This window comes from Micromonospora sp. RP3T, assembly GCF_003027925.1.
GTDB lineage: Bacteria > Actinomycetota > Actinomycetes > Mycobacteriales > Micromonosporaceae > Micromonospora.
On record NZ_PYPS01000001.1, the window covers coordinates 294,562 to 321,396 of the forward strand.

Annotated in this window: 27 protein-coding genes; 23 read left to right on the top strand and 4 right to left on the bottom strand. The window is 73.8% G+C overall.

Features of this window, described 5'->3' with window-relative positions:
- Positions 1-137: 137 nt before the first annotated feature.
- From C8054_RS01435 to C8054_RS01455, 5 genes are all read left to right on the top strand, one after another.
- Positions 138-986, top strand: a complete 849-nt coding sequence (locus C8054_RS01435) for a DUF3152 domain-containing protein (RefSeq protein ID WP_199199452.1) — start codon at positions 138-140, stop codon at positions 984-986.
- 31 nt (positions 987-1,017) lie between these two features.
- Complete coding sequence (locus tag C8054_RS01440) at positions 1,018-1,680, top strand: response regulator transcription factor (RefSeq protein ID WP_107154826.1); 663 nt, start codon at positions 1,018-1,020, stop codon at positions 1,678-1,680.
- Positions 1,681-1,682: 2 nt separating this feature from the next.
- Positions 1,683-2,873 (top strand): cell wall metabolism sensor histidine kinase WalK, encoded by a 1,191-nt coding sequence (locus C8054_RS01445; RefSeq protein ID WP_107154827.1) that lies wholly within the window; start codon positions 1,683-1,685, stop codon positions 2,871-2,873.
- A gap of 82 nt (positions 2,874-2,955) precedes the next feature.
- On the top strand, positions 2,956-3,447 hold the full coding sequence (locus C8054_RS01450) for a DUF2231 domain-containing protein (RefSeq protein WP_233219417.1): 492 nt from the start codon (positions 2,956-2,958) through the stop codon (positions 3,445-3,447).
- A gap of 66 nt (positions 3,448-3,513) precedes the next feature.
- Positions 3,514-4,491 carry an aldo/keto reductase gene (locus C8054_RS01455; RefSeq protein WP_107154944.1) on the top strand — a complete coding sequence of 326 codons (978 nt, stop codon included), beginning with the start codon at positions 3,514-3,516 and terminating at the stop codon, positions 4,489-4,491.
- Between the two features lie 3 nt (positions 4,492-4,494).
- Here the strand turns inward: C8054_RS01455 and C8054_RS01460 are convergent, their stop codons facing one another.
- Together C8054_RS01460 and C8054_RS01465 are read right to left on the bottom strand one after the other, a co-directional pair.
- A complete protein-coding gene (locus C8054_RS01460) occupies positions 4,495-4,920 on the bottom strand; it encodes an ATP-binding protein (protein ID WP_107154829.1) in 426 nt (141 codons plus the stop codon).
- A 66-nt stretch (positions 4,921-4,986) separates the two neighbouring features.
- A complete protein-coding gene (locus tag C8054_RS01465) occupies positions 4,987-5,733 on the bottom strand; it encodes a cyclopropane-fatty-acyl-phospholipid synthase family protein (RefSeq protein ID WP_107154830.1) in 747 nt (248 codons plus the stop codon).
- Between the two features lie 172 nt (positions 5,734-5,905).
- Between C8054_RS01465 and C8054_RS01470 the strand changes: the two genes are divergently transcribed.
- The 12 genes from C8054_RS01470 (at position 5,906) to C8054_RS01525 (ending at position 18,953) form a co-directional block, all read left to right on the top strand.
- A complete protein-coding gene (locus tag C8054_RS01470) occupies positions 5,906-6,937 on the top strand; it encodes a PHB depolymerase family esterase (protein ID WP_107154831.1) in 1,032 nt (343 codons plus the stop codon).
- A gap of 68 nt (positions 6,938-7,005) precedes the next feature.
- The gene (locus C8054_RS01475) at positions 7,006-7,224 is read left to right on the top strand and encodes a hypothetical protein (RefSeq protein WP_091062509.1); all 219 of its coding nucleotides are present in this window, start codon (positions 7,006-7,008) and stop codon (positions 7,222-7,224) included.
- 207 nt (positions 7,225-7,431) lie between these two features.
- Entirely contained in the window at positions 7,432-8,571 is a 1,140-nt protein-coding gene (locus tag C8054_RS01480) for an aromatic acid exporter family protein (RefSeq protein ID WP_233219439.1), read from the top strand.
- 144 nt (positions 8,572-8,715) lie between these two features.
- Complete coding sequence (locus C8054_RS01485; RefSeq protein WP_146179830.1) at positions 8,716-9,153, top strand: hypothetical protein; 438 nt, start codon at positions 8,716-8,718, stop codon at positions 9,151-9,153.
- 40 nt (positions 9,154-9,193) lie between these two features.
- Positions 9,194-9,376 (top strand): hypothetical protein, encoded by a 183-nt coding sequence (locus C8054_RS01490; protein ID WP_146179831.1) that lies wholly within the window; start codon positions 9,194-9,196, stop codon positions 9,374-9,376.
- Positions 9,377-9,623: 247 nt separating this feature from the next.
- Positions 9,624-9,713, top strand: coding sequence for a K(+)-transporting ATPase subunit F (kdpF, locus tag C8054_RS01495; RefSeq protein ID WP_036343797.1), 90 nt, complete (start codon positions 9,624-9,626; stop codon positions 9,711-9,713).
- Positions 9,713-11,368: a potassium-transporting ATPase subunit KdpA gene (gene kdpA, locus C8054_RS01500; RefSeq protein WP_107154835.1), complete on the top strand. Its 1,656-nt coding sequence runs from the start codon at positions 9,713-9,715 to the stop codon at positions 11,366-11,368. Before kdpF ends, kdpA begins: the two co-directional genes overlap by 1 nt.
- 20 nt (positions 11,369-11,388) lie before the next feature.
- Entirely contained in the window at positions 11,389-13,590 is a 2,202-nt protein-coding gene (gene kdpB / locus C8054_RS01505) for a potassium-transporting ATPase subunit KdpB (RefSeq protein WP_107154836.1), read from the top strand.
- Positions 13,590-14,471 carry a potassium-transporting ATPase subunit C gene (locus C8054_RS01510; RefSeq protein ID WP_107154837.1) on the top strand — a complete coding sequence of 294 codons (882 nt, stop codon included), beginning with the start codon at positions 13,590-13,592 and terminating at the stop codon, positions 14,469-14,471. The genes kdpB and C8054_RS01510 overlap by 1 nt, the downstream gene beginning before the upstream one ends.
- Before the next feature lie 81 nt (positions 14,472-14,552).
- The gene (locus tag C8054_RS01515) at positions 14,553-17,099 is read left to right on the top strand and encodes a DUF4118 domain-containing protein (RefSeq protein WP_107154838.1); all 2,547 of its coding nucleotides are present in this window, start codon (positions 14,553-14,555) and stop codon (positions 17,097-17,099) included.
- Complete coding sequence (locus C8054_RS01520) at positions 17,096-17,776, top strand: response regulator (protein ID WP_107154839.1); 681 nt, start codon at positions 17,096-17,098, stop codon at positions 17,774-17,776. Before C8054_RS01515 ends, C8054_RS01520 begins: the two co-directional genes overlap by 4 nt.
- 58 nt (positions 17,777-17,834) lie before the next feature.
- Positions 17,835-18,953, top strand: a complete 1,119-nt coding sequence (locus C8054_RS01525) for a magnesium and cobalt transport protein CorA (protein WP_107154840.1) — start codon at positions 17,835-17,837, stop codon at positions 18,951-18,953.
- Here the strand turns inward: C8054_RS01525 and C8054_RS01530 are convergent.
- Positions 18,931-20,112, bottom strand: a complete 1,182-nt coding sequence (locus C8054_RS01530) for an MFS transporter (protein ID WP_107154841.1) — start codon at positions 20,110-20,112, stop codon at positions 18,931-18,933. The genes C8054_RS01525 and C8054_RS01530 overlap by 23 nt on opposite strands.
- Positions 20,113-20,286: 174 nt before the next feature.
- On the opposite strand from C8054_RS01530, the gene C8054_RS01535 reads away from it, so the two are divergent.
- From C8054_RS01535 to C8054_RS01550, 4 genes are all read left to right on the top strand, one after another.
- Complete coding sequence (locus C8054_RS01535; RefSeq protein WP_107154842.1) at positions 20,287-21,207, top strand: ion transporter; 921 nt, start codon at positions 20,287-20,289, stop codon at positions 21,205-21,207.
- A 77-nt stretch (positions 21,208-21,284) separates the two neighbouring features.
- The gene (locus C8054_RS01540) at positions 21,285-21,902 is read left to right on the top strand and encodes an ABC transporter ATP-binding protein (RefSeq protein WP_107154945.1); all 618 of its coding nucleotides are present in this window, start codon (positions 21,285-21,287) and stop codon (positions 21,900-21,902) included.
- Entirely contained in the window at positions 21,899-23,311 is a 1,413-nt protein-coding gene (locus C8054_RS01545; protein ID WP_107154843.1) for a DUF6297 family protein, read from the top strand. Before C8054_RS01540 ends, C8054_RS01545 begins: the two co-directional genes overlap by 4 nt.
- 126 nt (positions 23,312-23,437) lie before the next feature.
- Positions 23,438-23,707: a GlsB/YeaQ/YmgE family stress response membrane protein gene (locus C8054_RS01550; RefSeq protein ID WP_107154844.1), complete on the top strand. Its 270-nt coding sequence runs from the start codon at positions 23,438-23,440 to the stop codon at positions 23,705-23,707.
- Positions 23,708-23,766: 59 nt separating this feature from the next.
- Here C8054_RS01550 and C8054_RS01555 read toward each other — a convergent pair whose 3' ends face one another.
- Positions 23,767-25,341: a mucoidy inhibitor MuiA family protein gene (locus tag C8054_RS01555; RefSeq protein WP_107154845.1), complete on the bottom strand. Its 1,575-nt coding sequence runs from the start codon at positions 25,339-25,341 to the stop codon at positions 23,767-23,769.
- Positions 25,342-25,496: 155 nt separating this feature from the next.
- Here C8054_RS01555 and C8054_RS01560 point away from each other — a divergent pair, with 155 nt between their 5' ends.
- Positions 25,497-26,315 carry a hypothetical protein gene (locus C8054_RS01560; protein ID WP_107154846.1) on the top strand — a complete coding sequence of 273 codons (819 nt, stop codon included), beginning with the start codon at positions 25,497-25,499 and terminating at the stop codon, positions 26,313-26,315.
- 27 nt (positions 26,316-26,342) lie between these two features.
- Entirely contained in the window at positions 26,343-26,777 is a 435-nt protein-coding gene (locus C8054_RS01565; RefSeq protein WP_107154847.1) for a DUF4913 domain-containing protein, read from the top strand.
- The last annotated feature ends 58 nt before the right edge of the window (positions 26,778-26,835 follow it).

Sequence of the window (26,835 nt, forward strand, 5' to 3'; positions counted from 1 at the left end):
TGGCTCCCCCTGGAATCCGACAGGCGGCAGGTCGTCCACCCCGGCACAGACGGTACCCGGCCCTTCCGTTCAACCGTCCGGACCTGGTATCCGTACTCCTGGCCGGAACACGGGCGGGGCGACGGACGGAGAGCGACGTGGGCGGGCAGGACCGGGGCGTGCACCGCCGCCGACGACGGTCGGGGGCCGGCCTCCACGCGTTCGCGGTGGTGCTCGTCGTGATCGGCCTCACGGCGATCGGCGGGTACGCCGTACGACGCCATCCGGAGCTGCTGGCCTCGGTCGGGGTGGACCGGACCGTGCCGGCGGCGATGCCGCCGGTGGCGACCGCCCCGCCGGTGAAGGTCGCCCCGTCGCCGGTCCCGGCAGCCGGCCGGGTGCCACCCCGCATCAGCTACCCGCTCCGGGGCGGAGGCGGGTTCCGCACCGCCGACACCGCCGGCGCGGTCGCCGGGCGCGGCGGTGAGCTGCTGCGGTACCGGGTCGCGGTCGAGGACGGCATCCGCAACGTGGACGTGGAGCGCTTCGCCCGGGAGGTCGCGGCGACACTCGCCGACCCGCGCGGCTGGACCGGTGACGGCCGGTGGCGGCTGCAACGGGTGGGCCGGGACGCGCCGGCCGACTTCACCGTGCTGCTGACCACGCCGGTCACCCGGGGCGAGCTGTGCGGCGACCCGAGCGACCGCTACACGTCCTGCCGCAACGGCGACCGGGTGGTGATCAACGTGGCCCGCTGGGTGTACGGCGTGCCGCACGTTCCCGACCTCGGCCTCTACCGGCACTACCTGCTCAACCACGAGGTGGGCCACCGGCTCGGCCACGGCCACGAGCGTTGCCCCCGCTCCGGCGGCCCGGCGCCGGTGATGGTGCAGCAGACGCTCGGCCTGCACGGCTGCGCGCCGAACGCGTGGCCGCTGGTGGGTGGCGAGCCGCTGGCCGGCCCGTCCGGCCAGTACGACGACCCGATCCCGGCCGGGGACCACTGACCCGCCGACCCGCCGGGTGAATACTGGCCGGGTGGAGAGCCGTCCCCGCCTGCTGCTGGTCGAGGACGACCGCGCCCTGTCCGGTCTCCTCGTCGACCTGCTCACCGAGGAGGGGTACGACGTCGACGTGGCCGGCGACGGCCACCTCGGGCTGCACCGGGCGCTGAGCCGGGACTACCAGGTCATGGTGGTCGACCGGGGGCTGCCCGCGCTGGACGGGTTGGAGCTGGTCACCCGGCTGCGGGCACACGGCGTCACCTGCCCGGTGCTGCTGCTCACCGCCCGGGGCGCGCTGCACGACCGGGTGGCCGGCCTGGACGCCGGGGCGGAGGACTACCTGGTCAAGCCGTTCGAGGTGGCGGAGCTGTCGGCCCGGCTGCGGGCGTTGCGCCGCCGCCACCCGGACGGCGCGAGCTGGTTGCCGCTGGGCCGTGGCCGGCTCGACGTGGGCAATCGTCGGGTCGTCGACGGCGCCGAGGAGATCCCGCTCTCCGCGCGCGAGTTCGCCGTGCTGCACGCCCTCGCCGGGCGGCCCCGCAAGGTATTCACCCGGGCCGAGCTGCTCAGCACCGCGTTCGACCGCGCCGACGCGCCCGGCACCGTCGACGCCTGCGTCCACCACCTGCGCCGGAAGCTGGGGCGGGACGCCGTCCGGACGGTGCACGGGCTGGGTTACCGGCTCGGGGCCGGCTGAGCGTGGACGAGGCCCGGCTCGCCCGTGCCCGCCGGCGCAGCGTGGCGCAGACCGCCGGCGCGATCGGGCTGGTCCTGCTGCTCGTCGGCGCGCTGATGTTCGTGCTGACCAGCCGGCAGGAGTCCCGGGCGTTGGACGGTGAGCTGACCCGGGTGCTGGCCGCCGCCGAGGACGTCGACGATCCGCCGCCGGGGCAGTTCCTGGCGCGGCAGCGTCCCGGCGACCCGGTCGTCGAGGTGACGCCGGGCGCGTCCCCCGAGCTGACCCGCGTGCTCGACGAGGCGGTACGCCGTCCGCCCGGCCGCCACGACGCGACGGCCGGCGACGACCGGCCGGTCCGGGTGGCGGTGGCGCGCCGGGCCGACGGCACCCGCTGGGCGGTCGCCGCCGAGCTGGCCCCGCTCCGGCGCCGGCAGGGGCAGCTCGGCCTCGCGCTGCTGGTGGCCGAGCTGGCCGGGCTGGCCGGTGCGCTGGTGACCGCGACACTGCTGGCCCGCCGGGCGGTCGCCCCGCTGGCCGCCGCGTTGGGCATGCAACGCCGGTTCGTGGCGGACGCCTCGCACGAGCTGCGTGCCCCGCTGACCGTGCTGCACACCCGGGCGCAACTGCTGGCCCGGCGGGCTCGGGAACAGCCGGCGGAGCGGCTGGCCGGGCAGCTCGACCAGCTCGTGGCGGACACCCGGGCGCTCGGCGAGGTGGTGGAGGATCTGCTGGTGTCGGCCGCCGCCGAGCACCAGCCGTTGCCGGACACCGCGGTGGACCTGACCGAGGTGGCCCGCGAGGTGGTGGGCAGCATGTCCGCGTACGCCGGCGAGCGGCAGGTGGAGCTGCGGCTGGTGGCGGCCGGCCCGGCGCTGGTCCGGGGCGCCGGCCCGGCCCTGCGTCGGGCGGTGACCGCGCTGGTGGACAACGCGGTCGGGCACGTACCGGCGGGCGGGCACGTCACGGTGACCGTGTCCCACCGGGACGGGCGGATCGCCGCCGAGGTCGCCGACGACGGGGTCGGGCTGGACCCGGCGGAGGCGGACCACCTGTTCGCGCGGTTCGCCCACGGCACGGCCGGGGCCGGTCGGCGGTTCGGCCTCGGTCTCGCCCTGGTCCAGCACGTGGCACAGGCGCACCGGGGCACGGTCGAGGTGGCCGGCGCGCCGGGGCGCGGCGCCACCTTCACGCTGCTGCTGCCACCGGCCTGAGCGGGCCCGGCGCAAGAACTTCGCAAGAAGTGCCGGGCACTGTGGGACCGAACCGGACAACCCCACCGCCGAGGAGATCATCGTGCCGGACTCCGTGAACGGACTGCCCCTGCATCCGCTGGTGGTGCACGCCGTGGTGGTCCTGCTGCCGCTGGCCGCGCTGGGCGTGGTCGCGTTGGCCGTACGCCCCGCCTGGCGGGGCCGCTTCGGGTGGCTCGTGGTGCTGGTCGCCGCGCTGGCCACCGCGGCGATCCCGCTCGCCACCGAGAGCGGGGAGAGCCTGGAGCGGCGGGTCGGTGACCCGGGTCGGCACGCCGAGCTGGGCGACCAACTGCTCTGGTTCGCGTTGCCGTTGCTGGTCGTCGCCGTCGCGCTGGTCTGGTTGCAGCGCCGGGCGGAGCGGCCGGCCGGTGCCGGGGCGACGGCCGGGCCCGGCGTGCCGGGCGTGCTGGTGGCCGTGCTGGCGGTGGTGGTGGCCGCGGCGAACCTGGTGCAGGTCTACCGGGTGGGCGAGTCCGGGGCGAAGGCGGTCTGGGGTGACGTTCCGGCGGCCACCGCGGAACACGGCGACTGAGCCGCCCGTCCCGGTGGCCGGGCCGCCGGACTGCGGAGCCGGTACGGCGGTGGTGAGATGGACCGCATGGATTACGTGACGTTCGGCTCCACCGGCCTTCAGGTGTCCCGGCTCTGCCTGGGTTGCATGAGCTACGGCGAGCCGGGACGGGGCACGCACCCGTGGTCGCTGCCGGAGGACGACGCCCGGCCCTTCATCAAGCAGGCGTTGGAGCTGGGGGTGAACTTCTTCGACACCGCCAACGTCTACTCCGACGGCACCAGCGAGGAGATCGTCGGCCGGGCGTTGAAGGACTTCGCCGACCGCGACGAGGTGGTGATCGCGACGAAGGTCCACGGCCGGCGGGGGTCGGGACCGAACCGGGGCGGCCTGTCCCGCAAGCACATCATGAGCGAGATCGACGCGAGCCTGCGCCGGCTCGGCACCGACTACGTCGACCTCTACCAGATCCACCGTCTCGACCCGGCCACGCCGATCGAGGAGACGCTGGAGGCGCTGCACGACCTGGTCCGGGTCGGCAAGGTCCGCTACCTCGGCGCCTCGTCGATGTACGCGTGGCAGTTCGCCAAGGCGCTCGGGATCGCCGAGCGGCACGGCTGGACCCGGTTCGTCTCGATGCAGAACCACTACAACCTGATCTACCGCGAGGAGGAGCGGGAGATGCTGCCGCTCTGCCTCGACGAGGGCGTCGCGGTGATCCCGTGGAGCCCGCTGGCCCGCGGCCTGCTGACCCGCGACCCGGGGGAGCGGACCGCGCGAGCGGACACCGACGAGTTCGGCCGCAAGCTGTACGCGCGCACCGAGGAGCACGACCGGGCGGTGGTCGACGCGGTGGGCCGGGTCGCCGCGCAGCGTGGCGTGCCGCGCGCCCAGGTGGCGTTGGCCTGGGTGGCGCGCCATCCGGCGGTGACCGCACCGATCGTCGGGGCCACGAAGCCGCACCACCTGACCGACGCGGTCGCCGCGCTGGAGATGGAGTTGACCGACGCCGAGGTGGCGGAGCTGGAGGCGCCGTACGTCCCGCACCCGGTGTCCGGTTTCTGAGCCCTACCGCGAGAACGAGGCCCAGATGTGCTTGGTGGTGTCGGTGGCGTACCAGCCGACGTCGAGCGAGATCGACTGGGCCAGGAACAGCCCGCGCCCACCCGAGTCCATCGGGTGGATGTCGGTCAGCTCCGGCACCGAGCTGATGTCGTGGTCCGCCACGTCGAGCAGGAAGCAGTCGTCGCTGGCGAGCAACGTGAGGATGGTCGGTGGCCGCCCGTGCCGGAGCGCGTTGCTGGACAGCTCCGTGGCGACGAGCAGCACCATGTGCGGCACCTCGTCCAGGTCCTCGCCCTGCACCAGTCCGTGCCGGTTCAGCGCGTCACGTAGGGAGGCGCGCACGTCGCGGAGTTCCTCGGGGGTGTCGAGCACCCACTGCTCCAGCTCAGCGGCCTGTGGCGGCGGCGGCGACGTGCGCAACTGTCCCATGATCTGTCTTTACCCTGCGTAGCGATCTGCTAAGCCCGGCCGTCCGTCGTCGGCGGGTCCGGGGCATCAGCGACGCATCAGCGCGAACACCCCCCAACCCAGATACTCGCGCTGGAAGCGGACGTACCGCAGCGGGTCCTCGGTCACCTCCCGCCGCAGCTCCGGGGCCAGTTCGTCGTCCGGGTTGGCGTCCAGCCAGCGGCGCAGGTTCAACCAGTGCGCGGCGGCGTAGCGGTCCCAGCTGTCCTGGTCGGCGAGGACCATCTCGACCAGGTCCCAGCCGCACGCGCCGAAGAGCCGGACCAGGCCCGGTAAGTCGTGGAACTCGTCCCGGGACCGCGCCTGCGAGCCGGCCACGGTCTCGGCGTCGGGTGGGTCCCGCCGCCAGTACGGCTCGCCGACCAGCGCCAGGCCGCCGGGGCGCAGCGCGCGGTCGAGCAGGTCCAGCGTGCCGGGGACGCCGTCGCCGATCCAGGTCGCGCCGACGCAGGCGGCCACGTCGACCGGGCGTTCGGCGACGTACGCGGCGGCGTCGCCGTGCACGAACCGGACCCGGTCGGCGACGCCCAGCTCGGCGGCGCGGTCCCGGGCGGCGGCGGTGAACGCGGTGCTGATGTCGACGCCGGTGCCGGTGACGCCGTGGTCCCGGGCCCACGTGCAGAGCAGTTCGCCCTTGCCGCTGCACAGGTCCAGCAGCTCCGTGCCGGGCGGGAGCCGGAGCACCCGGCCCAGCGTGGCCAGCTTGGCCTCGTCGATCGGATTGAGGACGCGCAGGTCGCCCTCGCGGATGGTGAAGCTCCGTGGCAGGTCCATCCGCCGGGACGCTAGTTCGGGCCCCGGCGACGGTCCAGGGGATTTCCGGGGTGGTCGGCCCACACCGCCCCGGCGGGCGAGGTGTCGACCGTACGGATATCTGCTGTGGTCGATGTCACGCTAGCGTGCCGGCACGCCGGTCGTCCCGCCGGCGCTCGGACGGGAGAACGCCATGAAGACACCGTGGAAGGCCGTCACCACCCTCGCCGCCGCGCTCCTGCTGGTCCTGCCCGGTGGCGTCGCCGCCCGGGCCGCGAGCACTCCGTACACGAAGGCTCCGGTCGCCGGCACGCTGCGCGCGTACCCGGTCTCCGCCGTCTACGTCGCCGGGGTCTCCTCCGGCGGGTACCTGGCCACCCAGCTCCAGGTCGCCTACTCGGCCCGGATCCGGGGCGCGGCGATCTTCGCGGCCGGGCCGTACTACTGCGCGCAGAACAGCGTCCCGCAGGCGCTCTACGGCTGCGGAGACAACATCTACCCCACGTACCTGGGCAACCTGGAGGCGTACACCCGCGCCTGGGCCTCGTCCGGCTGGATCGACGGCACCGGCAACCTGGCCGGCCAGCCGGTGTACGTCTACCACGGCACCAGCGACGCCACCGTGAAGAAATCGGTCACCGACGACCTGGTCCGCTACTACCAGGACTTCGGCGCCGGCGTTCGCTACGACTCCGGCGGTTCGGCCGGGCACTCCTGGGTCACGCCCTACGGCACGGTCGGCTGCACGGCCACCGCCTCGCCGTTCCTCGCCGACTGCGGCACCGACCCGCAGGGCGCGTTCCTCGCCCACCTGCTCGGCCCGGTCGCCGCGCCGAACACCGGCCCGCTCGGCGGCACGCTGATCCGATTCAGCCAGGACAGCTTCGCGGTCAACGGCTGGGCCAACGGGCTGAGCATGGACGGCAGCGGCTTCGCGTACGTGCCGGCCGCCTGCGCCGCCGGCACCACCTGCCGGCTGCTGGTCGCGCTGCACGGCTGCGCCCAGGGGTACGCCCGGGTCGGCACCGCGTTCGTCGACCGGGCCAACCTCAACCAGTACGCCGACACCAACCGACTGATCGTGCTCTACCCGCAGGCGATCGCCTCCGGAGTCAACCCGAACGGCTGCTGGGACTGGTGGGGCTACCTCGGCACGAACTACCCGATCAAGGGCGGTGCCCAGGTCGAGACCGTGCTGAACATGGTCCGCCGGCTGGACGGCTGACCCCGGGTGCGGCCCGGCCCGTACCCCGGGTCTGGGCCGGACCGGGTCACCTGCGGTACGGTCAGTTCATGGTCGTCGAGGAACATTGGTGGAACGGCGTCAACATCCCCCGCGGGCGCCGCGACGTCTACATCTGCACCGACGGACAGCAGTGGCAGGTCCAGGCCCAGATCGGCGGCGCCGCCGGCCGGTCGAAGATCCAGCAGTGCCCGAGCCGGGTCTCGGCGAGCATCCTCGCCGGGGCGTGGCGGTCGAGCGGCACCGGCTGGCGGGAGATGCCCCGCTGATCCGGGCACGGCGGTCCGTCCCGCCGCCGGGCACCGCCCGGTCGACGAGTGACGCGGTGGTCCCCCACGCCCTCGGCAGCTGAGCAGGATTGACCCACCCGGAAGCGGGTACGCCCGGCCGTGGCTGGTGCGGGAGCGGGCGGCGGTGACCAGGCCGCCGGGGACAAGGCCGCCGGTGACCAGCGCCTCGCCCGCCGGCTACGGGCCGTGCCGGCGCTGCTGACGGACCGGCTCCGCCGGGTACGCGCAGGCGCCGGGCTGGCCGCCCAGGCCGGGTTGGCCGCCGGCCTCTCCTGGTGGGCCGCGGATTCGCTGCTGCACGTGGCCCAACCGGTCTTCGCCCCGATCTCGGCGGTGGTGGCGCTCGCCGCCTCGGTGGGGCAACGCCTGCGCCGTACCGTCGAACTGGTGCTCGGCGTGGCGGTCGGCATCCTGATCGGCAACCTGTTGATCAGCCTGGTCGGGGTCGGCGCCTGGCAGCTCGGCGCCATCGTGGCGCTGGCCGTCCTGGTGGCCGCGTTCGTCGGTCGCAGCCCGGCGCTGGTGGTCCAGGCCGGCGCGACCGCGGTGCTGATCGGCACCCTGACGCCGACCATGCCGAACCTCGAAGCGCCCCGGGTGGTCGACGCGCTGATCGGCGGCGGCGCGACGCTGCTGGTGACCGCCGTGCTGCTGCCCCTGAACCCGCTGCGGATCATCAACCGGGCGGCCGGCCCCGCGTTGACGCTGCTCGCCGACCAGTTGGACCGCACCGCCGCCGCCCTGCGCGAGCGGGAGGTCGAGGGGGCGATCGCCGCCCGGGACCGGCTGCGCGACAACAAGGAGGAGATGGGCGCCTTCGGCGAGGCCGCGCAGGGCGCCCGGGAGGCCGCCACGCTCTCGCCGGTCTACTGGACCGCCCGGCAGGGGCCGCTCGGCCGGTACGCGAACTCGGTCGAGCCGGTGGACCGGGCGATGCGCAACAGCGGCACGCTGATCCGGCGGGCGGTCACGCTGCTCGCCGACGGCGAGCGGATCCCGGACGCCATGCCTGCTGCCGTGTCGGGGCTGGCCGAGGCGGCCCGCCGACTGCGCAAGGAGTTCGCCCGGGGCGTGGCGGAGCCGACCCGCTGCCGGGAGTCCGCGTTGCGGGCGGTGGCCGAGGCCGGGCGCGCGTACCGGGCTGGGGTGGACTTCTCCGGCGCGGTCGTGGTGGCCCAGGTGCGCACCGCGGCCAGTGACCTGCTGGTCGCCACCGACGTCGACCAGGACGAGGCGAACCGCCTGGTGCGCTCGGCCTTCGGTCCGCTCGACCCACCCCGGTCCGGCGAGCGCGCCGGCTCGGGGGCGGCCAGCCCCGAGGGCTGACGCGAGCGCGTCAAGGCGACGTGAAAACGGTCCGGCTCCGCGTAGCGGATGCGTCAAAGGTGTCGACGGCGGGCCGCCGGCCCGGCTGGTATGGCTGCCAGTGCGGGCGTTTCGGGCCCGCGGTCGGTTCGCCGGAGGCGTGTCGTGGCTGTGGTACGAGATCAGGAAACCGGAATCCGGGTGGCCGGCGGCGTGCTGCTGGTGGTGGGCTCGGCCCTGGTGGCGGCGGCGGTCTTCGCGCCGGGGGAACTGCCCGGCCGAGTGCTGCTGATCGCGATCGCGGTCGGGGCGTACGCCGCGGTGGTGGCCGACCTGCGCGCGGTGGCCGCGGTGACCGCGCTGGGCGCGGCGACGTTCGTCGGTTTCCTGGCCCACCGCTTCGGGGAGCTGACCGGCTCCGGCGACGGCTGGTCCCACGCCGTGCTGATCGGTTTCGCCGCGGTGCTCGGCACCGGTTACCGGTACGCCCGTTCGATCAACTCCGGCCACCACGACGCGCCGCGCCCGCCGCTGCGCCGGGTGCCCGGGCCGGCGGCCGTGATCACTCCGCCGGAGCGCGCCGAGGGGCGCCGCGCGGCCTGAGCCGGCCGGTGACAGGTCGCTGTCGATCGAGGTGGAGCTGGTGACCGGGTGGGGCCGCAACTGGTGGCCGCGCCCGGGTGGTGTCTTCGCCGCCGGTCCGGCGCACACGTTCGCGCAGGTGGCGGAGGCGGTGGACCGCGCGTTCGGTCGATCGGACCTGGAGCACCTGCGGATGGTCGTGCTGCCCCCGCTGCTCGCCTCGTGGCGTCCGCGTCGGCCGTGACCGGCCTCACCCCCACCCGGGGGCGGCGTGAAAGGCGCGTCAAGAAACCACCGCCCGGCGTGATGGTCGTGTTATGGCCCCTGTCCGTCCGCGTGAACTGGCGTTTTGATTGCCCGGCGCGACCGGGAGGCGGTCGCGAGGACATTTTCCGCTAGGAGAGGTCAGCCGTGTCTGACGTGCTGTTCGTTTTGCTGACGGTGGGGCTGTTCGCGGCTCTCGCCCTCGTGGTGCGGGGTGTGGAGAAGCTGTGAGCGCCGTCAACGCAGTCGGCCTGGTGCTGGCGATCGGACTGGGCGTGTTCCTGGTCGTCGCCCTGCTGTTCCCGGAGCGCTTCTGATGAGCATGACAACAGCCGGGATGCTCTTCGTGTTGTCGCTGGTGGTGGCGCTGGTGGCCGTCTACCGGCCGTTCGGCGACCACATGTACCGGGTGGTCTCCGGCACTCGGTCCGCCCGCGTCGAGCGGGGGATCTACCGCCTGGTCGGGGTCAACCCGGCCGTCGAGCAGACCTGGGGCGTGTACGCCCGCAGCGTGTTGGCCTTCTCGGCCGTCTCGATCCTGTTCCTGTACGCGTTCCAGCGGCTGCAGAACCACCTCTGGCTCTCGCTGGGCTTCGACCCGGTGGTGCCGCACGGCGCGTGGAACACCGCGGTGTCGTTCGTGACCAACACGAACTGGCAGTGGTACTCGGGTGAGTCGACCATGGGTCACCTGGTGCAGATGGCCGGCCTGGCGGTGCAGAACTTCGTCTCCGCCGCGGTCGGCATCGCCGTCGCGGTGGCGCTGGTCCGGGGCTTCGCCCGCAGTCGTACCGGCGAGCTGGGCAACTTCTGGGTCGACCTGACCCGGATCGTCCTGCGGATCCTGCTGCCGATCGCGGTGCTCGGCACGCTCGCCCTGATGCTCGGCGGCGCGGTGCAGAACCTCTCCGGCGGCACCGACGTGACCACGCTGACCGGCGGCAGCCAGACCATCACCGGCGGCCCGGTGGCCAGCCAGGAGGTCATCAAGGAGCTGGGCACCAACGGCGGTGGCTTCTACAACGTCAACAGCGCCCACCCCTTCGAGAACCCGACCACCTGGACGAACTGGATCGAGATCTTCCTGATCCTGCTCATTCCGTTCAGCCTGCCCCGGGTCTTCGGCCGGATGGTCGGGCAGAACCGGCAGGGCTACGCGATCGCCGCGGTGATGGCGATCCTCGCGCTGGCCAGCATCACCCTGACCAACGTGTTCGAGCTGACCGGCCACGGCACGGTGCCGCAGGCGGTCGGCGCGGCCCTCGAAGGTAAGGAGGTGCGGTTCGACGTGTCGAACTCGGCCACCTTCGCCGCCGCCACCACGCTCACCTCCACCGGCGCGGTCAACTCGTTCCACGACTCGTACACCGCGCTGGGTGGGATGATGACGCTGGGCAACATGATGCTCGGCGAGGTCGCCCCCGGAGGCGTCGGCGCCGGCCTGTACGGCCTGCTCATCCTGGCGGTGATCACGGTGTTCGTCGCCGGCCTGATGGTCGGCCGCACGCCGGAGTACCTGGGCAAGAAGATCGGCTCGCGCGAGATCAAGTTCGCCTCGATGTACTTCCTGATCACCCCGGCGCTGGTGCTCGCCGGCACCGCCGCCGCGTTCGCCACCGGCAACAACTCGACCGCGCTCAACGTCGGCCCGCACGGGCTCTCCGAGGTGCTCTATGCGTTCACCTCGGCGAGCAACAACAACGGCTCGGCGTTCGCCGGCATCACCGTGAACACGCAGTGGTGGAACACCGCCCTGGGCCTCTGCATGCTGCTCGGTCGGTTCCTGCCGATCATCTTCGCGCTCGCCCTGGCCGGCTCGCTGGCCCGCCAGCAACCCACGCCCGCGTCCGAGGGGACCCTGCCGACCCACAAGCCGCTCTTCGTCGGCATGGTCGTCGGCGTCACGGTGATCCTCGTCGCGCTCACCTTTCTGCCCGCGCTCGCGCTCGGCCCGCTGGCCGAAGGGCTGTGACCACCATGAGAGAGAAGGACATGACCACGTCTACGCCGGCGCCGCACGGCGCGGCGGACGCCGCCACCCCCGCCACCCCCGGCACACCAGCCACCCAGGGCAACCGGGTCGGCGGTGGCCTCCTCGACCCGAAGCAGCTGGTCCGGTCACTGCCGGACGCGCTGCGCAAGCTCGACCCGCGTACCCTGTGGCGCAATCCGGTGATGCTGATCGTCGAGATCGGCGCGCTGTTCACCACCGTCCTCGCCGTCGCCGACCCGTCCGTGTTCGCGCTCGCGATCACGATCTGGCTCTGGTTGACAGTGGTCTTCGCCAACCTGGCCGAGGCGGTCGCCGAGGGGCGCGGCAAGGCCCAGGCCGACACGCTGCGGCGGGCCAAGCAGGACACCATCGCCACCCGCCTGCTCGGCTGGACGCCGGGCGCGGCGGCCAACGGCTACCGCGACGAGGCGGTGCCCGCGCCGCAGCTCAAGCAGGACGACATCGTGCTGGTCGAGGCCGGGCAGATCATCCCGGGCGACGGCGACGTCGTCGAGGGCATCGCCAGCGTCGACGAGTCGGCCATCACCGGCGAGTCCGCGCCGGTGATCCGGGAGTCCGGCGGCGACCGCAGCGCGGTCACCGGCGGCACCCGGGTCCTCTCCGACCGGATCGTCGTGAAGATCACGCAGAAGCCGGGGGAGAGCTTCATCGACCGGATGATCGCCCTGGTCGAGGGTGCCAACCGGCAGAAGACCCCGAACGAGATCGCGCTCAACATCCTGCTGGCCGCGCTGACGATCATCTTCCTGCTCGCGGTCGTCACGCTCCAGCCGTTGGCGATCTTCGCCAAGGGCTACCAGGCCGCCGCTCCGGACACGCAGGCGATCACCGACGGCGGCGTCACCGGGATCGTGCTGGTCTCGCTCCTGGTCTGCCTCATCCCGACCACCATCGGCGCGCTGCTGTCCGCGATCGGCATCGCCGGCATGGATCGCCTCGTTCAGCGCAACGTGCTCGCCATGAGCGGGCGGGCGGTCGAGGCGGCCGGCGACGTCAACACGCTGCTGCTGGACAAGACCGGCACCATCACCCTGGGCAACCGGCAGGCCGCCGAGTTCCTGCCGGTGACCGGCGTGGACGCCGCCGCTGTCGCGGACGCGGCGCAGCTCTCCAGCCTGGCCGACGAGACCCCGGAGGGGCGCTCGGTGGTGGTGCTGGCGAAGAACGAGTTCGGGCTGCGCGAGCGCGAGCCCGGCCTGATTCCGCACGCCACGTTCGTGCCGTTCACCGCTCAGACCCGGATGAGCGGCGTCGACCTGGCCGGTGACGGCGCCGTCGGCGGCCGGCAGATCCGCAAGGGCGCCGCCGCCGCGGTGATGAGGTGGGTACGCGAGAACGGCGGCCACCCGACCGAGCAGGTCGGTGAACTGGTCGACGCGATCAGCGGCACCGGCGGCACTCCGCTCGTGGTCGCCGAGCACGTGGCCGGCGAACCGGCCCGGGCGCTGGGCGTCATCCACCTCAAGGACGTGGTCAAGGCCGGCATGCGGGAGCGCTTCGACGAGATGCGCCGGATGGGCATCCGGACCGTGATGATCACCGGTGACAACCCGCGGACCGCGAAGGCCATCGCCGACGAGGCGGGCGTGGACGACTTCCTCGCCGAGGCCACGCCGGAGGACAAGCTCGCCCTGATCAAGAAGGAACAGGAGGGCGGCCGGCTGGTCGCGATGACCGGGGACGGCACGAACGACGCGCCGGCGCTGGCCCAGGCGGACGTCGGCGTGGCCATGAACACCGGCACGTCGGCCGCGAAGGAGGCCGGCAACATGGTCGACCTCGACTCCGACCCGACCAAGCTGATCGAGATCGTGGAGATCGGCAAGCAGTTGCTGATCACGCGGGGCGCGTTGACGACGTTCAGCATCGCCAACGACATCGCGAAGTACTTCGCGATCATCCCGGCCATGTTCGCCGGCATCTACCCGAGTCTGGACGCGCTCAACGTGATGCGGCTGGCCAGTCCCGAGTCGGCGATCCTGTCGGCGGTCATCTTCAACGCCTTGGTGATCATCGCGTTGATCCCGCTGGCCCTGCGCGGGGTGCGTTACCGGCCGGCCGGCGCCTCCAAGCTGCTCAGCCGCAACCTGCTGTTCTACGGCCTCGGCGGCATCGTGGTGCCGTTCGTCGGCATCAAGCTCATCGACCTGCTCGTCCAGTTCGTCCCGGGGATCTCGTGATGCGCCTTCCCAGTTGGCTCTCCCAACACCTGGCCGCCCTGCGCGCGGTGCTCGTCTTCACCGTGCTGCTCGGGCTGGCGTACCCGCTCGCCCTGGTCGCCGTGGGCCGGATCCCCGGTCTCGACGCCCACGCCGACGGGTCCCTGATCGAGGCCGGCGGCAGGCCCGTCGGCAGCTCGCTGATCGGGCAGTCCTTCACCGACTCCGACGGCAACCCCGTCCCGCGCTACTTCCAGTCCCGCCCCTCCGCCGCCGGCGACGGCTACGACCCGACCTCCACCGCGGCCAGCAATCTCGGCCCGGAGAGCATGGTGGACACCATCACCAGCGACGAGGAGACCTCGGCGCAGAGCCTGCTCACCCAGGTCTGCGCGCGCAGTAAGGCGGTCGGCGAGTTGGACGGCGTGGACGGTCGTCGCCCCTACTGCACGCCGGACGGGGTGGGCGCGGTGCTGGCCGTGTTCCGCGCCGACGGCCTGACCGGCCGGATCACCCGCGTGGTGAGCGTCAACCAGGTCGCGCCGGCCACGCCGTTCGTGTCGACCTGGCAGGGCGTCCCGGTCGAGCTGGCCCGGCCCGACCAGGACTACGTGGCCGAGGGCGGCCTGATCACCCCGGTCCGTGGGGACGCTCCGGCGGAGCCGGCCGTGCCGGCCGACGCGGTCACCGCCAGCGGCAGCGGCCTCGACCCGCACATCTCCCCGGCGTACGCGGAGATCCAGGTGGCGCGCGTGGCGCGCGAGCGCGGCGCGGACCCGGCGGCGATCCGCGAGCTGGTCGAGGAGCACACCACCGGCCGGTCGCTCGGCTTCATGGGCGAGCCCGGCGTGAACGTGCTGGAAGTCAACCTCGCGCTGGACGAGAGGTTCCCGGCGCGCTGAGCCAGCCTGTTAAGCGGGGCCCCCGCCTCTACCGGATGCGTTAAGCGGGGGCCCCTCCTTATCCCCTGGAAGGATGGGGCGGTGGGCAGGGGTGAACTGCGGATCTATCTCGGGGCGGCCCCGGGGGTCGGCAAGACGTACGCCATGCTGGAGGAGGCCCAACGTCGGGCCGAACGTGGCACGGACGTGGTGATCGGTTTCGTCGAGACGCACGGCCGTGAGCACACCGCCGCCATGCTCGGCGACCTGGAGGTGGTGCCGCGTCGGTCGATGACCTACCGGGGCGTCGACTTCACCGAGATGGACCTCGACGCGGTGCTGGCCCGCCGGCCCGAGGTGGTGGTGGTCGACGAACTGGCCCACACCAACGTCCCCGGCTCCCGGCACGACAAGCGCTGGCAGGACGTGCAGGAGCTGCTCGACGCCGGGATCAGCGTGCTCTCCACGGTCAACGTCCAGCACCTGGAGTCGCTCAACGACGTCGTCGCCCGGATCACCGGCACCACCCAGCGGGAGACCGTGCCGGACCAGGTGGTGCGCGCCGCCGAACAGGTCGAACTGGTGGACATGACACCGGAGGCGCTGCGTCGCCGGATGGCGCACGGCAACATCTACCGGCCGGACCGGATCGACGCCGCGCTGGGCAACTACTTCCGGGTCGGCAACCTGACCGCGCTGCGCGAGCTGGCGCTGCTCTGGCTGGCCGACAAGGTCGACGAGCAGCTCGACGCGTACCGGGCCCAGCAGGGCATCTCGGACACCTGGGAGGCGCGGGAACGCGTGGTCGTCGCACTCACCGGTGGCCCCGAGGGCGAGACGTTGATCCGCCGGGCCGCCCGGATCGCCGCCCGAAGCAAGGGCACCGACCTGCTCGCCGTGCACGTGGCCCGCAGCGACGGGCTGGCCGGCGCGGACCCGGCCCAACTGGCCCGGCAGCGGGTGCTGGCGGAGAGCCTCGGCGGCACGTACCACCAGGTGCTCGGCACCGACGTGCCGGCCGCGCTGCTCGACTTCGCCCGGGGCGTCAACGCCACCCAGCTCGTGCTCGGCGCCAGCCGCCGGGGCCGGTTCGCCCAGGTGCTCTCCCGGGGCGTCGGCGTGACCACCACCGCGCTCTCCGGCCCGATCGACGTGCACCTGGTCACCCATCCCCAGGCCGGGCGCGGACGCCGTGGCGCGGCGGTGCCGGCCGCGTTGTCCCGCCGCCGGCGGCTGCTCGGGTACGCGCTGGCCGTGCTCGGCATGCCGCTGCTCACGCTGCTGCTGCGGACGCTGCCGGACCTCACCCTGACCAACGACATCCTGCTCTTCCTCGCCGGTGTGGTCGGCGTGGCGCTGGTCGGCGGGCTGTGGCCGGCGCTGGTCGCCGCGCTCGGCGGCTCGCTGCTGCTCAACTGGTTCTTCACCCCGCCGTTCCACACGCTGACCATCGCCGAGGCGGACAACCTGCTCGCGCTCGGCGTGTTCGTCGGCGTGGCGTTCGCGGTGAGCGGGGTGGTCGACGTGGCGGCCCGGCGTACCCGGGAGGCGGCACGGGCGTCCGCCGACGCGCAGACGCTGGCCACCGTCGCCGGCAGCGTGCTGCGTGGCGCGCGCCCGCTTCCGGCGCTGCTGGACCGGCTCCGGGAGACGTTCGGGCTGCGCGCGGTCAGCGTGCTCGAACTCGCCGCCGAGGCGGAGGGACGGCCGGCCCGGTCCCGCGACGAGGCCGCCTGGCGGGTGGTGGCCAGCGTCGGCGACGCGCCGCCGGGCAGTCCGGACGCGGGCGAGACGGTGGTGCCGGTGGACGACCGGCTCAGCGTGGTGCTCGCCGGCCGGCGGCTGGCGGCAGCCGACCGCCGGGTGGTCGAGGCGTTCGCCGCCCAGGCCGCCGTCGCGCTGCGCCAGGAGCGGCTCGCCGAGGAGGCCGCCACCGCCCGCCCGCTGGCCGCCGCCGACCGGATGCGCACCGCGCTGCTCGCCGCCGTCAGCCACGACCTGCGGACGCCGCTGGCCTCGGCCAAGGCCGCGGTGAGCAGCCTGCGCAGCCACGACGTCGAGTTCGACGCCGACGACTCGGAGGAACTGCTGGCCACCGCCGACGAGTCGCTGGACCGGTTGGGCCGGCTGGTGGCTAACCTGCTCGACATGAGCCGGTTGCAGGCCGGCGCGCTCGGCGTCGCCGCGACCGCGATCGGGCTGGAGGACGCCGTACCCCGGGCGTTGGACGAGCTGGGCCCGGTGGCGGCCGAGGTGACCACGGACATCCCGGCGGACCTGCCGGCGGCGCTGGCCGATCCCGGCCTGCTGGAACGGGTGCTGGTCAACATCGTCGCCAACGCCCTGCGGCACAGCCCGCCCGGCCGGCCGCCGACGATCACCGGCAGCGCGCACGCCGGCCAGGTCGAGGTGCGGGTGATCGACACCGGCCCGGGCATCCCGGAGGACCGGTGGGAGCACGTGTTCCTGCCGTTCCAGCGCCTCGGCGACCGGGACAACCGGACCGGGGTGGGGCTGGGCCTGGCACTGTCCCGGGGGCTCGCCGAGGCGATGGGTGGCAGCATCACCCCGGAGACCACGCCCGGCGGCGGTCTCACCATGGTGCTGCGGCTGCCCGCCGCCACCGAGTCGGAAGGGCCGCGGGAATGACGCGCATCCTGGTCGTCGACGACGAGCCGCAGATCCTGCGCGCCCTGCGGATCAACCTGCGCGCCCGGGGCTACGACGTCGAGGTGGCCGATACCGGCGCCGCCGCGCTGAAGGCCGCCGCCGCCCACCCGCCGGACCTGGTGGTGCTCGATCTCGGCCTGCCCGACCTGGACGGCACCGAGGTCATCCGAGGGCTGCGCGGCTGGACCACCGTGCCGATCATCGTGCTCTCCGGTCGGGCCGGCAGCGAGGACAAGGTCGCCGCGCTGGACGCGGGCGCCGACGACTACGTCACCAAGCCGTTCGGGGTGGACGAGCTGCTCGCCCGGATCCGCGCGGTGACCCGACGGCTGGCGCCCGCCACCCCCGGTGTTCCCGCGCTGCGCATCGGCCGGACCACCGTCGACCTGGCCGACCGCACCGTCACCCGGGACGACGGCACCGAGATCAAACTGACCCCCACCCAGTGGGCGGTGCTGGAGAAGCTGCTGCGCAACCCCGGCAAGCTGGTCAGCCAGCGGCAGCTCCTGCACGACGTGTGGGGGCCGGAGTACCAGCAGGAGACCACCTACCTCCGGCAGTACCTGGCCCAGCTCCGCCGCAAGCTGGAGGACGACCCGGCCCGGCCCCGGCACCTGATCACCGAGCCCGGCATGGGCTACCGCTACCGGCCCTGACGTTTGCGCCGGCCCGGGCGGGGGACTCGGCGAGCCGGTCGGGCAGCGGGGGAGGGGCATGGCGGGCAACCGGTTCGTGACGCCGCCGCCGGAGGGGTTCGGCCGCCGCCTGGACGAGCACGCCGTCGACGCCGGCGCGGCCGAGCCGGAACGGCCCGAAGGGCTGGTCGACAGCGGCGTCTACGTCGACGGGATCCGGCGCGCGTCGCCGGTCGGCCTCGCCGACACGTTCCGCTGCCTGCAACAGCTCGACGGCGGCATGGCCTGGATCGGACTGCGCCGGCCGAGCCGGGAGCAGATCGCCTCGCTGGCCGCCGAGTTCCAGCTTCCCGAGCTGGCCGTCGAGGACGCCATCAACGCGCACCAGCGACCGAAGCTAGAGCGGTACGGCGACACCCTCTTCGTGGTGCTGCGCGCCGCCCGCTACCTGGACGCGCGGGAGGCGGTCGAGTTCGCCGAGCTGCACCTCTTCCTCGGCCCCGGCTTCGTGATCACCGTCCGGCACGGCGGCACGCCCGACCTGGCGGCCGTCCGGCGGCGGCTGGAGGCGGACCCGACCGTCCTCGCGCTCGGTCCCGAGGCGGTCCTCTACGCCGTGCTCGACCGGGTGGTCGACGGCTACGCCCCGGTGGTCGCCGGCCTGGAGAACGACATCGACGAGATCGAGACCGAGGTGTTCGGCGGCGACCCGAACGCCAGCCGCCGCATCTACCAGCTCAGCCGCGAGGTGATCCAGTTCCAGCGGGCGGCGCGACCGCTGCTCAAGGTCGTCGAGGCGCTCTCCGGCGGCTTCGACCGCTACGGCACCGACGAGGAGCTGCGTCGCCTGCTGCGCGACGTGGCCGACCATCTGACCCAGGTGGTGGAGCGGGTGGACGGGTTCCGGCACCTGCTTCAGAACATCCTCACCGTCAACGCGACGCTGGTCTCGCAGGCGCAGAACGAGGAGATGCGCAGCCTCACCGCGGCCAGCTTCGAGCAGAACGAGGAGGTCAAGCGCGTCTCCGCCTGGGCGGCGATCCTGTTCGCGCCCACCCTGATCGGCACCGTCTACGGGATGAACTTCACCCACATGCCGGAGCTGGACTGGCGGTACGGCTACCTGTTCGCGGTCGCCCTGATGTTCGCCGTCTGCGCGGCGCTCTACCTGCTGTTCAAACGCCGCGGCTGGCTGTGAGCCCGACCGCCCGGGCGGGCCGCGCGACCGTCCACAGCACCGCGGCGCCGAGCAGCGCGGCGGCGGGCGCGACCACCAGCCCGTACCGGACGCCGGCCGAGACGCCGGCGAGCGCCGAGCCGGCCGCGCTGCCCACCACGAAGGCGGTGCTCACCCAGGCGAACGCCTCGGCCACCGTGCCGGGCTCGGCGAGCCGTTCGGCGGTGAGGAAGACGGCGGTCAGCACCGGCGGCAGCGCCAGCCCGCTGACCGCGAGCAGGCCGGCCATCGGCACCGGACCGGGCGCCAGCAGCAGCGGCAGGAAACCGACGGTGAGCACGGCGGCCAGCAGCGGCAGCCGGCCGGGTCCGCCCGGCCGGACCCGGGTCCAGCACAGGCCGCCGACCAGCGCGCCGGTGGCCTGCGCGGCCAGCAGCCACCCGCTGAGCCGCCGGCCGCCGGCCGCCTCGGCGTAGCCGGTCACCGCCACCGCGATGCTGCCGACCGCCGCGCCGACGCCGACCACGCCGAGCATCATCACCGCGAACCGGGGTACGCGCAGCGGCCCGGCCCAGTGCCGCACCGCGGCCACCCCGCGCCAGGACCGGGCGGCGGGGCTCAGCGCGTACACCGCGGTGCCGGCGAGCTGCACCACGGCGGCGGCGAACAGCCCGGCGGACGGCCCACCGACGGTCACCGCGAGCAGCGTGACCAGCGGACCCACCACGAAGATCACTTCCTGGACGGCGATGTCCAGCGTGTACGCGGTGGGCACCGTGCCCGGCGGCAGCAGCGCCGGCCAGAGCGTGCGCAGGCACGCCTCCAGCGGCGGGGTGCCGAGGCCGGCGACCGCCGCGCCGGTGACCGCGCCGGCCAGGTGCCCGCCGGTGAGCGCCACCGCGCCGAAGCCGAGCCCGGAGACGATCGCCGCCGCCCAGAGCACCGGCGGCTGCCGCCAGCGGTCCACCGCCCGGGCCAGCAGCGGGGTGCCCACCGCCATCCCGGCCGTGTACGCGGCGACCAGCAGGCCGGCGACGGCCAGGCTCAGCGACTGGCGGGCGAAGAGCAGCAGCGCCAGCGGACCACTGGCGGTGGGCAGCCGGCCGAGCTGGCTGCCCAGGAGGACGCGGGCGACCTGCGGGGCACGCAGCACCGCCCGGATGGAGACGTCGACGGACATGGGGCATCGCTCCCGGAGTGCGGATCGGGTGGAGGCGTCGGCTGCGTCGCGCGCCTCAGGGAGCGAAGTCGGCCCGGTCGGGATCGTTGCCGTAGAGCGGGAGGCCGGGTGTGATCCACTGCGCGAAGGCGGTCGCCGGGATCATCCGCCGACGTTAACCCATAGGGTGTCGGAATGGTTGACCGGCGGAGCGACGTGCCGGCCCAGCGGGGGGCGCGCCGTCCCGGCGGCGCGGAACGGGGACTGGCGGCCCGATGTGCCCGGATCGTCGCGTCCCGGCCGTTCGAGGTCGCGATCGTCGTGCTCATCATGGCCAACGGCGTGGTGCTGGGCATCGAGACGTACCCGCATCCGGATGCCACGGCGGCGGTGCTGCGCGGCATCGAGTGGGTGTTCCGGGTGGTCTTCGTCGTGGAGATCGCCGTCCGGGTGCTCGCGTACGGGCGCCGGCCGCAGGACTTCCTCCGGCACGGCTGGAACGTGTTCGACCTGCTGGTGACCGTCGCGATCTTCATTCCGTGGCTGCACGGCGACCCGGCCGTGCTGCGCTTCGTGCGGGTGGCCCGGGTACTGCGGCTGGTCCGCTTCTCGCCCGGCCTGCGCACCATCGTCACGGCGCTGTGGCGCAGCCTGCCCGGCGTGGCGGCGTTCCTGGCGCTGGCCGGCGTCACGCTCTACGTCTACGGCATGGCCGGCTGGCTGATCTTCGGCGACCGCTATCCCGAGCAGTACGGCGACATCGGCCGCTCGCTGGTGACGCTCTTCGTGCTGCTCTCCCTGGAGACGCTGCCCGACCTGCTCGAACAGGGCCTGGAGGTGTCGCCGTGGACGCTGCTCTACTACGTCAGCTTCGTGATGATCGCGGTCAACCTGCTGCTGAACATCCTCATCGCCGTCATCGTCAACTCGATGGAGGAGGCCCGCCGGCTGGAGATGACCGAGGGGCTGGCGCCGGACTACGACTCCGACGGCGACGGGGTGCCGGACGAGGTGGACCGGATCGCCATCAGCCAGCGCCTGGACGACCTGCGTACGGTCGTCGCCGAGTTGGAGCGGGAACTGCGGATCGACCGGGAGGACGCGCACCGGCGCTGAGGCGCGCCGGACCGGCTGCGCCGCTGTGCCACCGGGGGGACGGCTGCGCCGCTGTGCCACAGTGTGGAGTCGTGGACATGCTCACGGTACGCGGCCTGACCCGGCGGTTCGGACAGTTGACCGTGCTGGATGACGTGTCCTTCGGCCTGGCCGCCGGCCGGCTCGCCGTGGTGGTCGGGCCGAACGGCAGCGGGAAGACCACGCTGCTGCGCTGCGTGGTGGGCGCGGACCGCCCCGACGCGGGCGAGGTGCTGCTCGACGGCCGGCGCTGCTACGAGACCGATGCCCGGACGCGCGCCCTGCTGGCCGCCGCGCTTGACGACATCGACTTCTTTCCGGACCTGTCCGTCGTGGAGCACCTCGAACTCGTCGCGTACGCCCATGGCGGCTCCGGTGCGACGGTGGCCGAGGTGATCGCCGAGCTGGGGTTGGAGCGCGCCCGCGACCAGTTGCCCTCGACGCTGTCCAGCGGGCAGCGCCGGCGGCTGGCGCTGGCCTCGTGTTTCGTCCGCCCCCGCCGCCTGCTCGTGCTGGACGAGCCGGAGCAGCGCCTCGACGCCCGGGGCCGGGCGTGGCTGGCCGACCGGCTGCTGCGCGAGAAGCGGGCGGGCACGGCCGTGTTGATGGCGACGCACGACGCCGAGCTGGCGGCGGCGACCGCGGACGACCGGCTCGAGATCGGCGGCGGTGCGTGAGCACGGAACTCGGCGTCCGGCCGGGCAGCCCGCCCGACGCGCGTCGGCTCCGGCGCCGGCTGCGGCGGACCCGGCGACGCCACCGGACGGTGTCGCTCGGTGACGTGCTCACCGACGCCTACGTCCTCGTGCTCTTCGCCGGCATGTACGGCTGGGCGCTGGTGAGCGAGGTACGCGACTACCTGGGGTCGCCGTCGGGCCGGCAGGGCGATCCGGGGGACCGGTACTGGCTCGGGGTCGCCGCCGCCCTGGCCGTCGCCGGGCTCGCCTGGCGGGGCCTGCGGGCGGTGGGCCCGCTGGTGGTGTCGCCGGCCGGGCAGTCCTGGGTGGTCAGCTCGCCGGTCGACCGGCGGGGCTGGCTGTTGCCCCGCTTCGTCGTGCTGCTGTTCGCGGCGGTCGCCGGCGGTGGCCTGGTCGGTCTGGCCGCGGCGGTGGCGACCGGCGCCGGCGGCGTGACCGACCTCGCCGGCTCGGCCGTGGCCGGGGCCGCCTGCGGCACGCTGGCCGTGGCGTCGGCGGTCGTCGCGCAGGGCAGCCCGCGCCGGGCCGGGTGGGCCCGGTTCCTCGACGGAGGGCTGTTCGCCGCCGCCGCCGTGGTGGCGGCCGCGCTGGTCGCGGGTCACCTGACCGGGTTCTCCGTGCCGCCGCCGACGGCGTCCCTCGGCTGGGCGCTCGGGTCCGCGGCGGTGCCAGCGGTCGTGGTGGCCGTCCTCCGGGCGTACCGGGCGCTGCCGTCGGTGGACCGAGCGTCCCTGGTCAGCGGCGCCCAGGTGGCGGACGCGGCGGCCGGTGCCGCGCTGCTGCTCGACCCGTCGTTCCTCACCGGTCTGGTGGAGAGCCGCCGTTGGCGGTCGATCGGCGTGGTGTCGAGTCGCCGGTTCCGCCCGCTCGGCCGGTTCGGCGTGCTGGTGCAGGCCGAGCTGTGGCGGCCGGTCCGCCACCCCAGCGCGCTCGTGGTCTGGGTGGCCCTGCTGCTCACCCTGTACGCGGTCGCGGTGGCGCTGCCCACGCTGGCCGGCCCGGCGCAGGTGGTCCTCGGGTTCCTGGCGGTCGGCCGGTTGACCGGTGGCCTACGTGCCGTCGGGCGTTCCGCCGGCCTGCGCCGCTCGCTGGGCGGCGGGGACACCGTGCTCAACCTGGCGCACCTGGTGGTGCCGGCGGTGTCCGTGCTGATCTGGTACGCGGTGTCCCTGCCGATGGTGCGCGCCGGCGTCGGCGTGCTCGACGGGCTGCTGGTGCTCGGCACCGTGGCCGCTGCCTACCGGGCCGCCACCCGGCCGCCGATGACGTACGGCGGCGTCGCCGTGGACACCCCTGTCGGAATGATCCCGGTCGATCTCATCCGGCAGGTGGTCCGGGGACCGGACGTGGTCGGCGCGTTGATCGTGGCGCAGCTTCTCTGGCCCTGACCTGGGCCGGCCCCACGGGGGTGGGGCCATGACAGTTCCGTGAAGAAACGCGACTCGCGTTTCGGCGACGGGTCGGGCGGGGCACCGAACGAGACGTCAGCCCATCGGAAGAACAGGACGGCTCCCGTGGAAGTTACCGGTTTCCTCACCGCGATCATCATCGGCCTCATCATCGGTGCGCTGGGCCGCCTGGTGGTGCCGGGCAAGCAGAACATCCCGATCTGGCTCACCCTGCTCATCGGTGTCGTCGCCGCGATCCTGGGCACCCTCGTGGCCGGCCTGTTCGGCGTGGACGACACGGCCGGCATCGACTGGATCGAACTGCTGCTCCAGGTGCTCTTCGCCGCGGCCGGCGTGTACATCGCCGCCGGGGCGTACGGACGCCGCCGCCACTGACGTGCAAGGCGGGGCCCCTTGTTAACGCATTCTGCATAACAAGGGGCCCCGCCTAACGGCTACTCCCGCCAGCCGGTCACCTCGACACCCTTGGCGAGCTCCACCCGGAAGCCCAGCGTGATCTCCCCGCGGTCGCCCGGTGCCAGCGACAACCGCCAGGTCAACTCGCCCAGCTCGGTACGCTCCGCCGGCTGCGGCGCCACCGCCGTCTCGCGTACCACCACCGTCTCGTCGCGGGAGACCGGCAGTTGGTCGCGTACCTCGACCGTCGCCGGTCGCGGCGTGTGGTTGGCAACGGTGATCAGGTACTCCACCTCCCGCCGCCGGGTCGACCCGAGCGTCGCCTTCGTCTCGGTGCGCCGGTGCAGCTTCCGCTCCACCCGCAGCCGGTCGTCCACCCCGAGCGCCAGTTCGGTCTCCTCGCCGGGCGCCCACGTCGGCAGCCGGGTCGCCGCGACGAAGTCGGTGCCGTGGAACACCGCCGCCGGGCCGGGGAGCAGCGTGTGCGCCGACGTGTTGCGTACCGTCGCCCGCAGGTGGGCCTCGGCGGCGCGGACCGGCACGGTCACGTGGTCCAGCCGGGCCGGCAGCTCCAGCACCGCGATGGTGGCCCGGTGCGCGCTGCCGTCGGCCGGCACCGCCACGGGCCGGGCCGGCCGGTAGGTGGCCGCGCTGACCCCCTGCTCGACCTCCGCGACGCTCTCCCGCAGGCGCGGCTTGGGCGCCGCGGACCGGGCCGGACCGCCGCCGGCCGGCGCCGCGCCGGGAGCCGGCGGCGCCGGCATGTCCGCCGACATCGCGCGCGGTATCGCCGGCCGGAACCGGTCGAGATACCAGGGCGAAAGCTCGGGTACGCCGGCAGACGCCGCCGGCCGGGCGGTGGAGAGCCGCACCTCGCACGCCGGCCAGTCCTCCCCGGTGCTCTGGCTGACCAGCCCGAACCAGGTGACGGTCATGGTGTCCTCGAGCAGCCGCAGATCGTAGGAGGGCGTCCAGCGCGCGCCGTCCACCAGGTAGCTCAGTTCCAGCTCGACCTCGGCGTCGTCGGCCGTCACCGCGACGGTCACCTCGGCGGCCAGCCGGTCCGGTGCCCGCTTGTCCTGCGCGGCGCTCAGGTCGCGTTCGACCGCGGCCAGTTCCTCGGCCAGCTCGGTCCGACGCCGGTTCAGCCCGCGACGCCGGGCCCGGGAGTCGGCGAGCTGACCGGCGAGCGAGTCGGTGAAGGCCGCCACGTCGGTCGGCGCGGCGTCGCCGGCGGCCAGCGCCCTGGCGTACGTGCCGCCGGCGCGCTCGGCCAGCCGGGTGAGGAACTGCTCGCGCTGCTCCTCGATGCCGTCCGCGTCCTCGGTCCCGGCCAGCTCGTCGGCCAGGTCGCGGCGGCGCTGCTCCAGACCGGCCACCTGCGGGTCGGTGCTGCGGGCCTGCCGCCACGTGGTCACGTCGACGCCGAGCACGGTGGCCGCGCCCCGGCCGCCGACCCGGACCGAGTCGCGTCGCAGGCCGAGCGGGAGTGGCGCGACGCGTACCCGATGGTCACCGGCGGGCAGCCGCACGCTGCCGCGGCGGGTGACCCGGGCCCGGTCCGGATAGACGGTGACGCCGACGACGGGTGCCTCGATCTCTGCGGTCTCCACGGCGGCGAGGGTAGTTCAGCGGCGCCCGCGCCGTTCGGGCCCGGTTTTCCGGAGGCGGCGGTGAACCGGAGCCGGGGTCGCCGCGTCATGGGGGGCGTCGATCGTCCGGCACCGGGCAAGGCGGGCCGGACCGAGCGGATGAGAGGGACGGTGCGATGGGATCGAAGGACAAGAAGAACAAGAAGGACAAGGACGGCCAGAGCATCAAGATGCAACGGCTGAAGTACGACCAGCGGCAGCGGGAGGTGAGCGGGGGCCGGGCACCGTCGGACCCGTCCAGTTCCGACTCGGAGACGGCGCAGATCCGCGACACCGCCGCGCAGAACGTCGACAGGCCCCAGTTCCAGGCGCAGGACGACGGCCAGTCGGCCCAGTGGGTGCCGAACCAGTCCGGGCCCAACACGGTCACCTACGACCCCACCTACTCCTACTACCCGCAGTCCGGCACGCCCGGGTACACCGCGCAGGCGACGTTCGACCACGAGATGCACCACGAGGACGCGAACAACGTCTACCAGCACCCGGTCGACCGCGACCTCTACGGGGCCAACTTCCACCTGCCCGGCACCGACGCCGACGCGCCGGAGCTCCGCGCGTCCTACGCCCGGCAGGCGGACACCATCTCCGCCAACTGGGACGAGGTGCGCTCGGCGTCCACCCGTGACACGGGCATCCAGAACACTCCCGGCTGGGCGGACTACGTCGACCGGCGGGTGGAGTACGTCCAGGCGACGCCGCACCAGCACAACGAGAGCGTGGCCGCCGAGATGATCGGCACGCTGAACAGCGCCGGCCTCCAGGGGCCGGTGAACAACCAGGTCCGGGCGATCTACAACGAGGCGTCCCATCGGCGCGTGGCCGGCGGTGAGGTGGCCCGGGTCCCTCCGGTCGAGTCGGCCACCTCCACCCGGACGTCGGCCTACACCAACGTCGAGGCGAAGGGGAAGGGCAAGGAGCCGGCGCGGCGCAAGTAGCCACCGCGCGAGATGGAGAGGGACCACATGACCGAAGCAGTCGTCGACGTCGACCGCGCGCCGGAGCTGCCCGCGCCGCCCCCGCCCCCGCCGGCCCGCCGGTCGCCGTTCATCGTGCACCTGGACGGCGACGAGTACGACGCCGCGCTGGCCGGGTTGGCCGTCTGGGTGGAGCACCTGCTGCTCCCGATCTACGGGCGGGAGGTCACCTCGCGGGCGCCGTGGTGCCCGCGCTGGTGGGAACACGCCGAGGCGGTCGCCCTCCTGCACGGCCTCTGGTTGGCCTGGCAGGAGCTGACCGGGGTGGGGGGCGGGCTGTCCGGCCCGGCGTCCTGGCACCGCGACCACCTCAATCCGGTGATGTCGTCGTTGCGGGACCCGGCGGGCCCGTTCGCCGGGTGCAAGGCCGGGGTCCACCGCGACAAGGAGAGTCCGGAGGTGGAGGACTACTTCGCCGGGTGAGGTGTCGGCCGATGGGCGGGTCCGCGAACGTCGCGGATCCGCCCATCGACGTGTTTCC

Bases quoted from the DNA above. Each gene is read 5' to 3' on its own strand.
- C8054_RS01455 (WP_107154944.1), top strand. From the start codon at position 3,514: ATGGATTACGTGACGTTCGGCTCCACCGGCCTTCAGGTGTCCCGGCTC.
- C8054_RS01460 (WP_107154829.1), bottom strand. From the start codon at position 4,920: ATGGGACAGTTGCGCACGTCGCCGCCGCCGCCACAGGCCGCTGAGCTG.
- C8054_RS01465 (WP_107154830.1), bottom strand. From the start codon at position 5,733: ATGGACCTGCCACGGAGCTTCACCATCCGCGAGGGCGACCTGCGCGTC.
- C8054_RS01470 (WP_107154831.1), top strand. From the start codon at position 5,906: ATGAAGACACCGTGGAAGGCCGTCACCACCCTCGCCGCCGCGCTCCTG.
- C8054_RS01475 (WP_091062509.1), top strand. From the start codon at position 7,006: ATGGTCGTCGAGGAACATTGGTGGAACGGCGTCAACATCCCCCGCGGG.
- kdpA (WP_107154835.1), top strand. From the start codon at position 9,713: ATGAGCATGACAACAGCCGGGATGCTCTTCGTGTTGTCGCTGGTGGTG.
- kdpB (WP_107154836.1), top strand. From the start codon at position 11,389: ATGACCACGTCTACGCCGGCGCCGCACGGCGCGGCGGACGCCGCCACC.
- C8054_RS01510 (WP_107154837.1), top strand. From the start codon at position 13,590: ATGCGCCTTCCCAGTTGGCTCTCCCAACACCTGGCCGCCCTGCGCGCG.
- C8054_RS01520 (WP_107154839.1), top strand. From the start codon at position 17,096: ATGACGCGCATCCTGGTCGTCGACGACGAGCCGCAGATCCTGCGCGCC.
- C8054_RS01525 (WP_107154840.1), top strand. From the start codon at position 17,835: ATGGCGGGCAACCGGTTCGTGACGCCGCCGCCGGAGGGGTTCGGCCGC.
- C8054_RS01530 (WP_107154841.1), bottom strand. From the start codon at position 20,112: ATGTCCGTCGACGTCTCCATCCGGGCGGTGCTGCGTGCCCCGCAGGTC.
- C8054_RS01535 (WP_107154842.1), top strand. From the start codon at position 20,287: ATGGTTGACCGGCGGAGCGACGTGCCGGCCCAGCGGGGGGCGCGCCGT.
- C8054_RS01540 (WP_107154945.1), top strand. From the start codon at position 21,285: ATGCTCACGGTACGCGGCCTGACCCGGCGGTTCGGACAGTTGACCGTG.
- C8054_RS01560 (WP_107154846.1), top strand. From the start codon at position 25,497: ATGGGATCGAAGGACAAGAAGAACAAGAAGGACAAGGACGGCCAGAGC.
- C8054_RS01565 (WP_107154847.1), top strand. From the start codon at position 26,343: ATGACCGAAGCAGTCGTCGACGTCGACCGCGCGCCGGAGCTGCCCGCG.